The 15,225-nt window shown below is 45.9% G+C and carries 13 protein-coding genes and 1 riboswitch; of the genes, 5 read left to right on the plus strand and 8 right to left on the minus strand.

Annotated elements, in window-relative coordinates:
* Window positions 1-227: 227 nt before the first annotated feature.
* The 4 genes from ACYCSE_RS04930 to isdC form a co-directional block, all read right to left on the minus strand.
* Complete coding sequence (locus ACYCSE_RS04930; protein WP_459701689.1) at window positions 228-4,220, minus strand: NEAT domain-containing protein; 3,993 nt, start codon at window positions 4,218-4,220, stop codon at window positions 228-230.
* Between the two features lie 89 nt (window positions 4,221-4,309).
* The gene (locus ACYCSE_RS04935) at window positions 4,310-4,807 is read right to left on the minus strand and encodes an NEAT domain-containing protein (RefSeq protein WP_025718714.1); all 498 of its coding nucleotides are present in this window, start codon (window positions 4,805-4,807) and stop codon (window positions 4,310-4,312) included.
* Between the two features lie 31 nt (window positions 4,808-4,838).
* On the minus strand, window positions 4,839-5,306 hold the full coding sequence (locus ACYCSE_RS04940; RefSeq protein WP_025718712.1) for an NEAT domain-containing protein: 468 nt from the start codon (window positions 5,304-5,306) through the stop codon (window positions 4,839-4,841).
* 72 nt (window positions 5,307-5,378) lie between these two features.
* Window positions 5,379-5,894, minus strand: a complete 516-nt coding sequence (gene isdC, locus ACYCSE_RS04945) for a heme uptake protein IsdC (protein ID WP_165179350.1) — start codon at window positions 5,892-5,894, stop codon at window positions 5,379-5,381.
* 398 nt (window positions 5,895-6,292) lie between these two features.
* On the opposite strand from isdC, the gene ACYCSE_RS04950 reads away from it, so the two are divergent.
* The 4 genes from ACYCSE_RS04950 to isdG are packed head-to-tail and all read left to right on the plus strand — an operon-like array spanning window position 6,293 to window position 9,421.
* Complete coding sequence (locus ACYCSE_RS04950) at window positions 6,293-7,273, plus strand: ABC transporter substrate-binding protein (RefSeq protein ID WP_459701692.1); 981 nt, start codon at window positions 6,293-6,295, stop codon at window positions 7,271-7,273.
* Window positions 7,274-7,282: 9 nt separating this feature from the next.
* A complete protein-coding gene (locus ACYCSE_RS04955) occupies window positions 7,283-8,281 on the plus strand; it encodes a FecCD family ABC transporter permease (RefSeq protein WP_459701694.1) in 999 nt (332 codons plus the stop codon).
* Window positions 8,278-9,069, plus strand: coding sequence for an ABC transporter ATP-binding protein (locus tag ACYCSE_RS04960; RefSeq protein WP_459701696.1), 792 nt, complete (start codon window positions 8,278-8,280; stop codon window positions 9,067-9,069). The genes ACYCSE_RS04955 and ACYCSE_RS04960 overlap by 4 nt, the downstream gene beginning before the upstream one ends.
* Before the next feature lies 1 nt (window position 9,070).
* Complete coding sequence (isdG, locus tag ACYCSE_RS04965; RefSeq protein ID WP_459701698.1) at window positions 9,071-9,421, plus strand: heme oxygenase; 351 nt, start codon at window positions 9,071-9,073, stop codon at window positions 9,419-9,421.
* Between the two features lie 95 nt (window positions 9,422-9,516).
* Here the strand turns inward: isdG and ACYCSE_RS04970 are convergent, their stop codons facing one another.
* The 4 genes from ACYCSE_RS04970 to ACYCSE_RS04985 all read right to left on the minus strand — a co-directional run bounded on the left by ACYCSE_RS04970 (window position 9,517) and on the right by ACYCSE_RS04985 (window position 13,230).
* A complete protein-coding gene (locus tag ACYCSE_RS04970; RefSeq protein ID WP_459701700.1) occupies window positions 9,517-10,527 on the minus strand; it encodes an MBL fold metallo-hydrolase in 1,011 nt (336 codons plus the stop codon).
* 211 nt (window positions 10,528-10,738) lie between these two features.
* Window positions 10,739-10,849: a cytochrome bd oxidase small subunit CydS gene (gene cydS, locus ACYCSE_RS04975; RefSeq protein ID WP_007432143.1), complete on the minus strand. Its 111-nt coding sequence runs from the start codon at window positions 10,847-10,849 to the stop codon at window positions 10,739-10,741.
* Between the two features lie 6 nt (window positions 10,850-10,855).
* Window positions 10,856-11,887: a cytochrome d ubiquinol oxidase subunit II gene (locus ACYCSE_RS04980; protein WP_069290393.1), complete on the minus strand. Its 1,032-nt coding sequence runs from the start codon at window positions 11,885-11,887 to the stop codon at window positions 10,856-10,858.
* Window positions 11,884-13,230: a cytochrome ubiquinol oxidase subunit I gene (locus ACYCSE_RS04985; RefSeq protein WP_459701703.1), complete on the minus strand. Its 1,347-nt coding sequence runs from the start codon at window positions 13,228-13,230 to the stop codon at window positions 11,884-11,886. The genes ACYCSE_RS04980 and ACYCSE_RS04985 overlap by 4 nt, the downstream gene beginning before the upstream one ends.
* Window positions 13,231-13,646: 416 nt before the next feature.
* On the opposite strand from ACYCSE_RS04985, the gene ACYCSE_RS04990 reads away from it, so the two are divergent.
* Window positions 13,647-14,780, plus strand: a complete 1,134-nt coding sequence (locus ACYCSE_RS04990; protein WP_459701705.1) for a virulence factor — start codon at window positions 13,647-13,649, stop codon at window positions 14,778-14,780.
* A 121-nt stretch (window positions 14,781-14,901) separates the two neighbouring features.
* Window positions 14,902-15,104: riboswitch (Lysine riboswitch) on the plus strand.
* The last annotated feature ends 121 nt before the right edge of the window (window positions 15,105-15,225 follow it).

The raw sequence follows: 15,225 nt of genomic DNA on the forward strand, positions 1-15,225 counted from the left end.
TCGGGTATCTGGATTTTGCAAAATTCGATTCCAGTCGCTCCAAAGTGCAATATATAGACGAATTAGACCATTTCGATCTACATATTGTTCATTAGAAGTCGCTTATTGGATTTTTGCAAATTCCTCGGGTATGTAAATGCTGACAAGTCTTGATGCCGGGGCACCAAGACTTGCTCGCATACAAACTTTGCTGTTATTCAGACTTCATTAATTATCACAACCTGAGGCTACTTCGCTTTTAGGCTTTCTTCATCAAATTGGAACTGAACTGTATACCAGTGATCATACGGCACTCCGCCAAGGACCAAACCAGGCACAATGACGTGTGTGTAAGCACCCATTTTCTGAGACAAGTCCCCTACCTCGAATTGAACGACACGTGTATCGCCGGATGTCGAGATTACTTCCACATCTTTCAGGGTACCGTTTTGCTCTACTTGGAGAGCTGGCATCCAGGAGCTATTTTTCAAAGTAATTTGAATATAGCGCTTGTCTCCCTTTTCAATCAGTGTAGCTGGCTTGTCGAGATAACCGTCCATAACGGAAGCTTCACTCGTTTTATCTTTAAATACGTTGTAATTAATCGTGTATTGCTTCTCGGAAGCCGTTTGAACCGGTTGCTCAACTACTGGTTTTGTTTCAGCCACAGATGCAGTTGTTTCTGCTGTCTTGTCCGTAGAAGCTGCTGTTGGTTCCGTTGCGGTTGCAGTTGTAGCTACATTGACTCCCTCACCTTTAAGCGATGCACGGTCAAATTGAATCTGTCCGCCGAATTTCTCATTTAGAATGTATTTCTCAGGCAGATATACCTGTGTGTACACACTCAACTTTTTATCCAGATCAGGCACTTCGAACGCAATAGTTTGCGTGTCACCTTTTGTGTCGGAAGCCACAATCGTTGGATTAGCATAGCGGCCTTCAAAGTCCGTTTGGAATAATTTCAAAGCCTGATTGTCCGTTATGGTTACATGGGCCTGGACCTTACCATTTTTTACAATCAACTTCGCCAGACTCTGTACAAATGGAGCCACCAAAGAATCCTTATCCGTTCCGTTTGCAAGCACACGGAAGTTCGCAGTGTACTCTCCATCGGCTAAGTTATTTTTCCCCTGTTCTACTTCGTCTGCTTTGGTTTCGTTGTGATAAGATACATTACTGGTATCGAATTTAAATTCAAAATCGTATACCTTCTCTACCCGATCCTCAGTCTTAAAGACCATCGGAGTGGCACTTGCCACTTTAGGGGCTTCATAGACAACTAGTTGGCCTTTCACATTGTTTTTAAAGTCATTTACGCTAAAACGAACGTGCTTCGTATTGCTTGCTGCATCTTCCTGGGTCACTTCTGCGTCTCGGTAGTCCCCGCTTGCGTTGTCCCAGATGCGCAACGCCTTCACTTCATTACTGTTTTGCAGCTTCAGACCTACAAACCGTTTGTCGCCTTCCACGACCAATTGCGCCGATTCGTCAGTGATGAAGCGTTGAGCCGGAGAATCCACTCCTGTGGAACCATCAGACAAAACGATACTGAATTTCAAAGCATATTTGCCATTGACAAGCTTGTCAAAATCCAATTTGACGATAGGATCTGTAGCTCCTGTAGAGGAAGGCTCGACAAAGCTGCGAATAGTAGCAGGCTCGAATTGAAATTGCACATCATATACGTGATCATATGGGATGCCGCCCAAATCTAATCCAGGTACGATGACATGCGTATTCACTGTCACTTTATCCGACAGATTTGGTACTTCAAATTGTACTGTTCTTGTATCTGCGGATGTCGATTGCTCAACCACCGGAGCTTCTGCACCATTTACTTTAAAGGTTTTGATCCAGCTGCTCTTGTCCATTTTGATCTGAATCACATTTTTACCGGACTGTCTTAGCAGCGTGGCTGGTTTTTGCATATAGCCATCCATCACAGATATTTCATTGCTTCCGTTTTTAAGTACGGAGAAATCAATGCTGTATCTGCCGTTTTCAGTCACGGGAGTTGTGCCGCCGTCTGTTCCTTTTACCGCAATGCTGCTGCGGTCAAATTGCAGACGAAGCTTATGATCCATCTCATAAACTCCACCCGGGTAGGTCGTGCTCACGTGTACTTGTGCATTCAGAATAGCATCCAGATCCGCTACCTTGAATTTCACAACACGTGTATTAGCATTCTTGTCCTCACTTACGATATCTGCATCTGTCAACGTTCCGTTTTGTTCTGTTTTGAACTCCGTCACCGTTGCGCTGTCTTTGATGGTAAAGGAAGCTTCATACTTGCCTTTCAATGCCGTCAGTGTCGCTGGAGATAATAAATATTGCGCCATTGCCGATTTTTGATCCTTTGTTGCGTGCAATGCATCGAAATGGATTGAATACGTTCCATCAGCTAAAACCTTCCCGGGCGTACCTGGCGTCCCAGGATCAACCGGGGGTGTTGCCGTTCCTAATTGGAGATCGACATTATATGTTTCCACATAATTTAACTCAGGCCAGTTGATGCTTACCCATGCGTTCAGCTTGGCAGGCACTTCTTTAACCTCAAATTCGATAACACGTGTATTCGCCGTTTGATTTTCGCTTACTACGGCAGTATTGGTCAATACTCCGTTTTGTTCTACTTTAAAGCCGTCAATCTGTTTGCTCTTTTTCAAAGTAAACTGTACATATTTCTTGCCCTTACGTTCAACCAGGGTACCCGGTTTTTCTGTATATCCATCCATCATGGACTTTTCACTTGAACCGTCTTTTAACAGCGTAAAGTCCAGATTTGACGTTACTGGAGTTGAACCGTTGTCCGTTCCTGGCTGGTCAAATTTAAGACGGATTTTGTGGTCTGCACTATACGTACCCATGAGAATATGGACTTGTGCGTTCAAAACTGTATCCAGATTCGCTACCTTGAATTTCACCACACGCGTATTGGCTGTTTTGTCCTCACTTACAATATCCGCATCCATCAACGTTCCATTTTGTTCTGTTTTGAATTCCGTTACTGTAGTGCTGTCTTTAATGGTGAAGGAAACTTCTTTTTGCCCCTTCAATACCGTCAAAGTCCCTGGAGACACCAGATATTGCGCCATTCTCGATGCTTGATCTTTTGTTGCATCCAGCACATTAAAGTTAATAGAGTACGTTCCATCCGCCAAAGTCGGTGGTGCACTAGGGTCAGGTGTAATACTTGTGTCAAACTTGATTTGAACATGATACCAATGATCGTATGGTACTCCTCCCAGTTCCAAACCAGGCACAATCACATGAGTGTAAGCATTCAATTTATTGGATAAGTTGCTTACTTCAAACTCAACCGTACGCTGATTAGCGTCACTAACCTCCGAAATAGTTGCTGCTTCTACAAATTTACCGTTTTGCTCTGTTTGAAATGAAGGAATCCAGCTACTGTTATTAAACGTCAGTTGAATATACCATTTATCTCCTTTTTGAACGAGCTTTGCAGGCTTTGAGGCGTAACCGTCCATCACAGAAACTTCTTCTGATTTGTCCTTCAGTATTGTGAAATTAAGGACACCCGGTTTCAAGGGAACTTCCGGCTCAGGTGAAGGGGTAGGGGGAGTTACGGGTCCCTCTTTTACAGCTATAGTTGATGGATCAAATTCAATCCAGTTTTGTCTGAGTCTATTATTTAAATTGTAATTCACATCAATTTTCTGTTCCAAATTATACACATCAAATGTTACTGTTCGTGGCTCATACGTCTTTTCCCCTTTTACTAAATCTGAAATATGGGCAGGAACGGTTTCTCCGTTCTGTCTAAATTCGATATCTGTAAAGGGAATATTAGGATTGTCGAGAATTAAAGAAACATGATACGTAGCCTGCCCTACAGTAGAACTCTGTTCAACCGTCAACGTAGCTGGCTTTAGGAACATATCATTATAAGGGGAAGTCACTACCCCTGACACCTTGCTTTCACTTTTAACAACGTAGCTAATAGAATATTCATTAGTATCCTTCACAGTGCTGGAACTCTGTGAGTCTGCGGCTGCTACTGTGTACGCACTTGCTACATCTACTGTTGGAACCACTTCTTCTGGACTTGGCTCTATCGGATATACATCTTGCGTCACAGAGGGCTCGGATACACCAGATTCAGTTGATGAGCTTGTCTCATCAGAAGCAGATACGGTCGGAGCAAATGGGAAAACAACTGAGAGCAGCATAACAATAGCTGCAAACGTCATTAAGTATTTTTTTAATTGCCTTTTCAAGTGTATTAATCCCCCTACTTAAAATATACTCATTTGGAGCTCAATAGAATTCCAAATGAGTATAAGATCAATGTATAATTACTCCACTATTAGATGGAATCTTCGTCAAATAAAAACTGAACAGTGTAATCGTGATCATATGGAATGCCGCCAGTGTATTCTTTAGGCACACTTACATGCAACTTAACATTCAATTTTTGGGAAAAACTACTTACAGGGAACTCTACTATTCTTGTATCACCTGAGGTACTTACCACAGTCGCATTCACATACTGGCCGTTTTGTTGCGTTTTGAATTCAGTGACCCAAGCACTTTTAGTAATAGCTACTCTAACTTTGTATTGACCATTATTAGCGATTAATGTAGCGGGTTTGGCGACATAACCGTTTGAGTCCATGTATGAGGTTTCATTGGTACCATCTTTGTACACTGTATAATCAACGTTATACGTTCCATTAGGCAAAGCCGCGTTCGCTTTATTAGCAGAAAATGGAGCTAGTACCACAAAAACAAGCGCTGCCATCAGTACAGTAAGCATTACTTTTTTCAAAGACAATTTTTCCATACGATTCATAATCATGTTCATGTTCTTAATCTCCTTTTAGTTTTATTTTGGATTAGATTTCGTCGAATTGCAGTTGTACATCGTACTTGCCAGTGTAGCCGATTACTGGAATTGTGATTTCAGCGTAAGCATTCACTTTTGCATTCAGATCAGCAACTTCGAATTCCACTACACGAGTGTTGTTCGCAGTATCTGTGCTTACCACAGTCGCATCTTGCAGTACGCCATTTTGCTCTACTTTGAACGTTGTAATCAGATTGCTGCTTTTCACAGTCAGACGAACGACATTTTTGCCATTAGCTACCGTAACCTGAGCAGGCTTCGTCAGGTAGCTATCCAATCGAGAAGTTTCATTGGTTTGATCCTTCAGAACGGTATAGTCTACGTTATACGTGCCGTCGGCTGCTGCCGCTTTAGCTGAGAATGGAGCAACGAGTGCAAAAACAAGCGCTGTCATGATCAATGCTACAAATACCTTCTTAAAAGAAAATTGCTCAAAGCGATTCATTACCATATTCATATCTACACACACTCCTCAATTTTTTATGCTTCAATTTGTGTTGATTTTATGAACGATAAAGATGGCTTGAATTTACTTCTTGGAAGATTTAGTTGATTTCGCCGACTGGACGGCTGCTATTTTTTTGAGGCTTTTGGAATCAAAAGCGAAGCGGATCGTATAATCATGATCGTAGTTATACGCAGGGACAGTAACATGAATTTTAGAGATTAGCGGGCTGTTCACACTCGTAATTGGAAATTGTACGGTGCGGGTATCGGTTTTGGCATCCTTATGGATGACCTTTGTATCGATGATTTTGCCTTTGTAATCTACTTTAAACCCAGTTGTCCATTCGCTATGATTCAGCTTAATTTGCATGGTCATTTGACCTTTTTTTACATACAACTTAGCTGGTTTTTCAAAATAATCATTAGCCATGGACACCGAATCATTTTCTGCCTTGAGGATATTGTATTTGAGCGTGTATGTACCATCCGCCAATGTTGGAGAAGCCGCAGCGGCTACTACAGATGACGAAGTTGGCCAAAAGCTCAGCACACTCACCAGCAGAAACACAGCAATAATTGCAGAATACCCCTTCTTCATTTTGACAGCAGTCCCTCCCCACGAGAATAAACTAATTGATTATCATTCTCAATTGATAATTTAAAAAAAATAGCTCTTTTCGAGCTTGTCTCCCCACCTCTCTATTCCATAATTTCGCAAAATCAAGTAAACCCATCACCAATATATCTTACACTTTTCGAAAATGTCAATATGTATTTGTGTGTATGTAATCCCTTGATATATGCTATTTTTTAATAAAAATTTGTAGTTCCTTCTTCTATAATTCGAATTACTCTCTTTTATTTTTAGTTCAAAATTTATTTAAAAATTTACTTTTTTCAATTGACATTCCTCAGTGATATTCATTATCATTCTCTTATGCATAAATGAAAATGATTATCATTATTGTTTAACTTGAAAATTGCAGGAGGAATAACATGAAATCTTATGTGTTGTGGTCATCCGCAGCGCTTTTATTGGCAGTTACCGGATGCAGTAATGGTACCTCGACCGCAGATCACAAACCAGCCAGTGCTTCCGTATCTACCGCTTCAAGCACGACAAGTGGCGCGACGATTCAAGTTACTGATTTCTCAAACCGGACGTTGGCCTTTCAGAAGGTCCCTCAACATATCGTTGCGCTCAGCAATGGCGATCTGGATATTATATACGCATTGGGCGGGACAGCCGTGGGCAGGCCCAACTCCAATGGACCCTCCGTCGTACCTGCTGCTGAAAACGTTCAACAAATAGGCTCCACTCACGAAGTTGATCTGGAGAAAATTACGATGCTCAAACCGGATGTCGTGCTAGGCAATTATCCTATGAATGAAAAAGACATTCCAGCCATTGAAGGAGTCGGTTCACAGCTGCTGCTGACGGGAGCCAATTCAGTTCACGATATTCAGTCGCAAATTACGCTGTTCGGACAATTACTGCAAAAGCAGGCTCAGGCCGTGAAGCTGAACCAGCAAATTGACCAACAAGTAACCAAGCTGCAAAAGGAAACCGCTTCTGCCTCCAAACCGAAGGTGTTGCTGGTCTACGGAGCCCCGGCTACGTATATGGCGGCACTGCCAAATTCACTAAGTGGAAACATTCTGGAAGCTGCGGGTGGCTCGAACATCGCCGCTGATTTTCCGGGCCTGCAAAATTTCCCGCAATATGCGCAGCTGAACACAGAACGCATCATACAGGCTGACCCTGACTACATCTTCATCATGACCCATGGCAATACGGAAGATGTTAAAGCCGCATTTATAAAAGAAATGCAGGAAAATGCAGCTTGGAACGGAATCCGAGCAGTCAAAAACAATCAGGTCGAGGTTTTACCTTCAGATCTGTTCGGTACGAATCCGGGCACACGTGTCACTAAAGCGCTGGATTTGATGCATCAAAAGCTGTATCCGGCGAAATAGGCGATGGAGATGAACAAACTACAGCGCGCCAGAAGACGCACCATCGCCTGGATTACCCTTCCGATTCTACTGCTGGCCGTCTCTGTGTACGGTCTGACCTACGGTTCGGTGTCGATTCCACTTCAAGAAATCTATCATGTTTTGCTACATAATGATGAATCTACATATCGCACGATCCTGATGGATCTCCGGCTACCTAGGGTATTAGTAGGTTTACTGGTGGGAGCTTGTCTTGCAGCTTCCGGAGCACTTCTTCAAGGTGTGATGAAAAATCCATTGGCTGACCCTGGCATTATTGGTGTATCGGCTGGAGGTGGACTTGCCGCCGTCATTACGATGGTGATGCTTCCACAGCTCAGCTACCTTCTTCCGATAACCGCCTTTTTGGGAGCCTTTCTGAGCGCAATCGTCATTTATCTGCTGGCTTGGGACCGAGGGGCATCGCCTGTCAAAATTGTGCTCGCCGGCGTTGCGATCAACGCGCTGCTGGGCGCACTCACTAACGGCGTAATGGTCATGTACAGCGACCGCGTACAGGCCGTTCTTCCTTGGCTATCCGGCGGATTAAACGGAAGAAGCTGGCATCATCTAGAGTTTATGGCACCTTACGCCATCATTGGATTAATCGCCTCTTTCTTTGCAATTAAACCTGCTAATTTACTGCTGCTGGGCGACGATTCAGCACAGCTGCTTGGTCAGCGAGTAGAGCTTCAACGTATGCTCATTATCCTGCTGTCTGCCCTGCTCGCCGGTACAGCGGTCAGTGTAGCCGGGCTAATCGGCTTTGTAGGGCTGGTCGTTCCCCATGTCATACGGCTGCTAATCGGGGAAGATTATCGTTTCCTCCTCCCCCTTTCCATTGTAGGCGGTGGAACGCTGGTTGTCCTGGCAGATACGGTGGCACGATCCTGGTTTGACCCGATTGAACTGCCTGTAGGTATTTTGTTGGCCGTCATCGGGGCACCGTTCTTCTTAATCCTGCTCAAGAAACGGGGGAATTTCGGATGACAGCCATTCAGGGGGAGCATATCTCCTTACAACGTGGGTATTTCAAGCTGGACGATGTAAATATCACCTTGCCTGCTGGTCAGCTCACCGCGATCGTCGGGCCGAACGGTTCAGGCAAGTCCACGCTTTTGCGGATTATGACCCGGCTGCTCAAGCAGGATCAGGGTCAGGTTGCCGTGCTGGGCAAACCCGTGCAGGAGTACAAGCGGCGTGACTTTGCCCAGACGATTACAATGCTGCCGCAAATGAAGGACATGCTGCCGTTATTGACGGTCCGCGAGCTGGTCGCTTACGGGAGATCTCCTCATGCCAAAGGCTTGAGGGTACGCCATACCGGACAGGACCAGCAAATCGTGGACCATGTCATGAAGATCACGGGCATCCAGCCCTATGCAGATCGAATGTTCCATACTCTATCAGGAGGTGAACAACAAAAAGCGCGAATTGCAATGGCTTTGGCCCAACAAACAGGTATTCTGTTGCTCGATGAACCGACCACTTTTCTGGATATCGCCCACCAATTTGAAGTTATGGATATGCTGCGGCGTATCAATCACGAGTCCGGCTTGACGATTGTTATGGTACTGCATGATTTGCAGCAAGCTGCGGCCTATTGTCATCATATGATTGCACTTAAAAAGGGACGAATCGCCGTTGCCGGCGAACCCCGTGAGATTTTGACGTCTGCTTTTCTTCGCGACATTTATGAAATGAACGCTACCATCAAATTTGAGGATGGCTATCCGGTTATTATACCGACCATACCACATCATTTAGGAGGAACTTAATATGATTATCGTTACAAATACATCTAAAATCACACCGGGCAATGCACATTTACTCATCGAAAGATTTAACAAAGAAGGAAAAGTTGAAAAAATGGAGGGCTTTCTCGGTCTGGAAATACTGCTGACTGAAAACACGAAAGATTATGAGGAAGTAACCATCAGTACACGCTGGAAAGAAAAAGAGAACTTCCAAGGCTGGACGAAAAGCGAAGCATTCCGCGAATCCCATAGCCATCGTCAAATTCCGGACTATATTATTGAAAATAAAATCACGTTCTATGAAGTTAAAATCGTTCGTCATCCCATCGCCAACAGCGATTCCTCTTTGGCAAGTGATTCCGAAGCAGTTTAATCCTGCATTATAGCTAAAAACCAAAAAAAGCGGCTCGGCAGGCAAAATTAATTGTCCGCCGAGCCGCTTTTTGTATAAGGATTATGTCGAATTCCTCAAATTGTAGTTGAGCAGCGACGTCCAATTTTCAGGGTCTCTCCGTGCCCAAGAACATGAATGCGTTCCTTCGCAATACCCCTACGCTCACGCTCCGCTTCGAGCCGGTCCAGCGCCTCTCTTGGCGTATCATCCGCCAGCTTGAAGGCTCCGTAGTGCATCGGAATCATCTGGTCTGCGCCACAATCTATAAACCCTTGCAATGCCTCCTCTGGTGTCACATGCTGCGAGGTCATGAACCATTCCGGTTCGTAGGCGCCAATCGGCATAAAGGTCAGATCAATGGCAAAGCGCTCGCCAATCTCTTTAAACCCACGAAAATATCCGGTGTCTCCCACAAAATACAACGTTGGTGCATCCTCTGAGTCTGCACTAGAATGAGGATGGGATTCCGTGACGGACGTGGCAGAGCCAATCACCTGCTGTTCACTTTGCAGAACGTATCCACCCCAATGCGAAGTATTGGTATCAAACGGCGTGCGTCGTGTCCAATGCTGGGCTGGAACAAACGTAAATCGTACCCCCCCTACCGTAAAATGCTCCCACCATTGCAGCTCATGACAGTTTCGAAAACCTTTGCGGATCATTTTCGCCTTTAACCCCGAGGGGACAAGCATCAACGTATCTGCACGATATAATTTCCGCAACGATTCTAAATGTAAATGATCATAATGGGAATGAGACAGCAGAATGATGTCCAGTGGTGGTACATCCTGAATACGAATGCCGGGCGGAGCCAACCTTTTATCAAAAGCCATACGCTCTGCCCATACCGGATCGGTGACGATATTCAGCCCAAGATACTGGATGAAAAAGGTGGAATGTCCAACCCAGGTGGCTGTCGCCATCTCCCGATTGCTATGCAGAAATTCCAGCTCCGGGGGATGGTTTGGCACAACGAACGTATAATCCTTTATTTTGCTGCGTCGCTCCTGCCGCCATTGTCTGAATTGCTTGATTGTTTTATCGGTATTTACATGATCCATATTGTTAAAGCGTACTTTGGGCATGATGCAGCTCCCTCCCTGATGAACCCGTTCTCCAAAAAACACAGCGGTTCAATTTAACTATATATTGTCACTCGAGTGTGAACATGAAATGATGCAACATCCTGATATATGTAAAGTATAATTCAATCACGTCTGTAAAGGAAATTCTGCGATAATACAGCAAAAACAGACCTCCCGTATCAATCAGGAAGGCCTGTTCCACCTGTAGTTGTCAGTCCTGTGGATTTTTAAAGCGTGCCGAATAAATAAACAAAAACACAATCGCCACGACAATAATGATAGGTGACTCGTACATAATCGTAAAATGCTCGAAAGCAGCCACTCTAACTCACCCTTTCTTCCCTTCATGTCCGCGCACATATTTTGCATCGAATAGAAACAATCTTAATATCAGGATAAGCGAAGGGATCAGCACCAGCAGACCCGCAACAAACGCCGTAATCAACGCATACGCCATCGTAGAATTTGTAAAGCTGTCGTAGACATTAATGTAGGGATACAGAACATACGGGAGATGCGAGCGGCCGTAGCCATACCAGGCAAATGCAAATTGCAGCATCACCAATATGAATGAAACCCCCAGATGCCGCCGCTGCCATACCAGATAAACTGCTCCTGCAAAGCATATGAAGGATGCAACAAACATCCAGGCTATGTTCAGCATATTGGTAAAATGATCTGGATTTTGTTTGTTAATCTGAAAAAATGCGAGCAGACTCGCAACAATCGTTGGACCGCTCCAAAGCAGCGCATATCCCCGTACGATTTCAAAAGCGACCTTGTCTCCCGCCCTTTTGGCATAATAGGCCAAAAACATCGCCGAGATATACAGCACGCTCACCAGCGCCAGAATAATAACCGCCCACGTGTAGGGATTACTTAATAGCTGACCCCATTGCAGGTGTACACCTGTACTGTTTTCTATAATAATGCCGCCCTCCGAAATAGCGAGAACTGTGGACAGTGCCGCCGGAATCAGCAACCCTGTCGCACCGTACAACGCCATGTAGACGATATTATTTTTACCGGAATGCCCATACGTATTGTATGCATAATACACTCCCCGGATGGCAAGAAGCACAATCGCAATACTGCCGGGAACGAGTAACGCCGTACCATAGTAATATGCTGCATCCGGGAAGAACCCGTTTAATCCCACCACAAAAAAGATGAGAAATACGTTTGTTACCTCCCACACCGGGGATAGATACCGTTGAATGATATTGTGGATTTTGTTCTGGTGGCCTGTTAACACACTGTAAAAGCTGAAAAACCCTGCACCAAAATCAATGGATGCCACAAGCAAATATCCGAACAGGAACGTCCACAAAATGGCGATACCTACAATTTCATAGCTCACTTGCCTTCAGCCCCTTCCAGGCCCAGCTGCCTTATCTCTTCCACCGCATCCTTATTGCGGAATAGCTTGCTGAGTACCTTAATGGCCGAGAAACACAACACCAGATACAAAATAACAAACAACACCAGCATCCACCCGACACTCGTAGAAGTGGTTGCTGCTTCGGAGACCTTCATATATCCGCGTAAAATCCACGGCTGTCTACCGACCTCCGCAAACATCCATCCGAGCTCAATAGCTACCATCGCCATCGGCCCGACCAGAATGAGCGCCAACAGTAGCCATCTGGGGTACGGTTTGCGGCCTGGCAGGCGCTTACGGATCAGATACAGCAGTGGGATGACGAGAATCAGCACTCCTGTGGTGATTTTAAGGTCAAACATATAATGAATAGACAGCGGCGGACGCTCCTCCACCGGATAGTCATTTAATCCCTTAACCTCCGTACTGGGCAAATTACCAGCCAACACACTAAGTGCATAAGGCACTTTCAAGGCATATTTGATTTCACCGTTTTCATCCATGTATCCGCCATATACAAAGGGGGCGTGCGTCATCGTATCAAAATGCCATTCGGCGGCAGCCAGCTTCTCCGGCTGATATTTGGCCAGAAATTTACCGGATGCGTCTCCGATCATCACGGTGCTGATGGCAAACACAATGGTACAGGTGGCAGTCAGCTTTAGCGCCTTTTTAAAATAAGGGTGATTACGCCCTCGCAGCATGCTGTAAGCAGCCAGCCCCATCAGCACACCAGCGCTCAATGTATACGAAGAAGCCAATACATGGGACACTTTGGTTGGCGTAGCCGGATTTAGCATAGCCTCGATGGGATGAATATTTGTCATGACTCCATTTTTGAGTGTAAAGCCTTGAGGTTGGTTCATGAACGAGTTCACAGTCGTAATAAAAACCGCTGAGGCAGACGAGGCAATCGCTACCGGGATGAGCAGCATCAGGTGAAAATATTTGCTTTTAAACCGATCCCAGGTATACAAGTAGATGCCCAAGAATATAGCTTCGATGAAAAAAGCAAACGTCTCCAAAAATAAGGGCAGCGCAATCGCTTGTCCAGCCACACGCATAAAGGTGGGCCAAAGCAAGCTGAGTTGCAGACCAATGGAGGTGCCTGTAACGACACCCACGGCAACGGTAATGACAAACCCTCGCGCCCACCGTCGGGCCAGCAGTGTATAATGCGGATCACCAGTTCGCAGCCCGCGCCATTCTGCTAGTGCAATCATTAAGGGTACGCCGACGCCGATGGATGCAAATACGATATGAACAAACAGGGTAATTCCGGTCAGCATCCGGCTTAGCAATACAGGGTCCAGTGAAGACAAATGGGTTTCACTCCTTCATTTCACATTTTAAACATCGCAGATCACTCTGGATTACCAACTAAGGAGTCAAGCGAGCTATGCTTTTAATTACGGCATATAGCATGATGGCCGCAATTACTATACATACAATAATGAGCGTTCTTTCCTGCTTGCGGAACATAGGAACGCCTCCTTCACTTATCTATTGGCGCATTTTGGTAACCTATTCACAGTTTGGTTCATTCTATCGAGTTTTAACCCTGCTTCTGCATTGAATGTAGCAGTATTTCTTTTTAGTGTTTACCTGAATTAGTGTGAGATATGTCATTGTGTTTTTCCTGTATACGCGAACTTATCTTTGGAGACATTCGCAGAATGAGTTACAATACAGATAAGCTATATATGGAGAACTTTTGAACAGGAGGCTGTACTGAGCTATGAAAATAACATCTATCGAGCCTACTCCCAGTCCGAACACCATGATGCTGCATCTGGATGAGCGACTGGAAGCGGGTATCCGCAGAACATATACACGGGACAATGAGCGTTCCGCTCCCCCATTTATCCGGCGCATGCTGGGCATTGAAGGGGTCAAAAGCGTGTTTCACACGACTGACTTCGTAGCCCTTGACCGCAAAGGGAATGCAGATTGGTCCACCATTCTGGGTCAAGTCCGGGATCAGCTAGGCGAGGAAGGCGCTGACGCCAATTGGGATTTGCCAGAGGAAACCTCTGGAGAAGCATTTGGCGAGGCACAGGTCTTTGTGCAATTTTTTCGTGGCATTCCAATGCAAATCCGAGTCAAGGCGGGGCAGCAGGAGGAACGAATTTCCTTGTCCGACCGCTTCGTGCAGGCCGTTACCCGTGTAGCGAGTGCAACGCTGATCAAGGAACGCAAGCTGAGTGATTACGGCGTCCGCTACGGTGAACTGCCGGACATTGCACGCGAGGTCGAGCAGGAATTGGAGGCAGCCTTTCCGCAAGAGCGGCTGGAGCAGATTATCCAACAGGCGATTGCCCACGGCGCAAACAACAGCGAATTCGTGGAGGAACGCCGCGAGTGGAGCGATGCCGAGCTGGAGAAGGCCCTGCAGCACGAGGATTGGCGCACACGCTACGCTGCGCTGGATCGGCTGGAGCCGACGCCTGAGCATTTGCCGCTTATCCGGCAAGCGCTGCATGACGATAAAATGCAGCTACGGCGGCTGGGCGTCGTCTATCTGGGCGATATTCGCTCATCAGAGGCGATGGATCTGCTAGCCGAGGCGCTGCGCGATCCTTCAGCGGCAGTACGCCGCACCGCAGGCGACACGTTGTCGGACATCGGCGACCCGGTCGCTACCAGCGCAATGATCGGAGCCCTGTCGGATAGCAGCAAGTTGGTGCGCTGGCGGGCGGCACGTTTTTTATACGAGGTTGGAACCGAGGATGCACGTGATGCGCTGGAGAAGGCTGTCGATGATCCCGAATTCGAGGTTAGTCTGCAGGCTAAAATGGCGCTGGAACGCATCGAATCAGGCGAACAAGCCGCGGGCACAGTTTGGCAGCAGATGGCCAAGCGGAACTCTTAATTTAAGATTCTACGAGTGATTTTCAAAAAATTGTCGATTGTCAGAAGATGTACAGGTACGATATACTGTAGTTCGCTATACAATAAAATATCATGTCATACACCTCATCAACCCTGTTTTATGATGAGGTAGAGGTCGCGGATGTAATCAGTACACCGGAGGAGACGATAAGAGCCGTCTGAGATTCCAGTGGAAAGGTACACCCGCCGAAGTATGCGGAGCTGACTCTTTGTAAATACTCCGAATGCTGGGGCTGCTAACCGAAAGGAGCAGAACTGTCACACGCTGTCCTAACACAGACACGTGTGTTGAGCTATCTTGTTATGGAAGAAGGTATGGTGCGGAATGCATAGACAAAACCGCAGGCGTATTCCCTGCGGTTTTTTGATTTATATACTCCCCCTCCTTCTGGCTCTTGCCCTGACATGAAATACAATTTCATGAA

The organism is Paenibacillus sp. SEL1 (assembly GCF_054602535.1).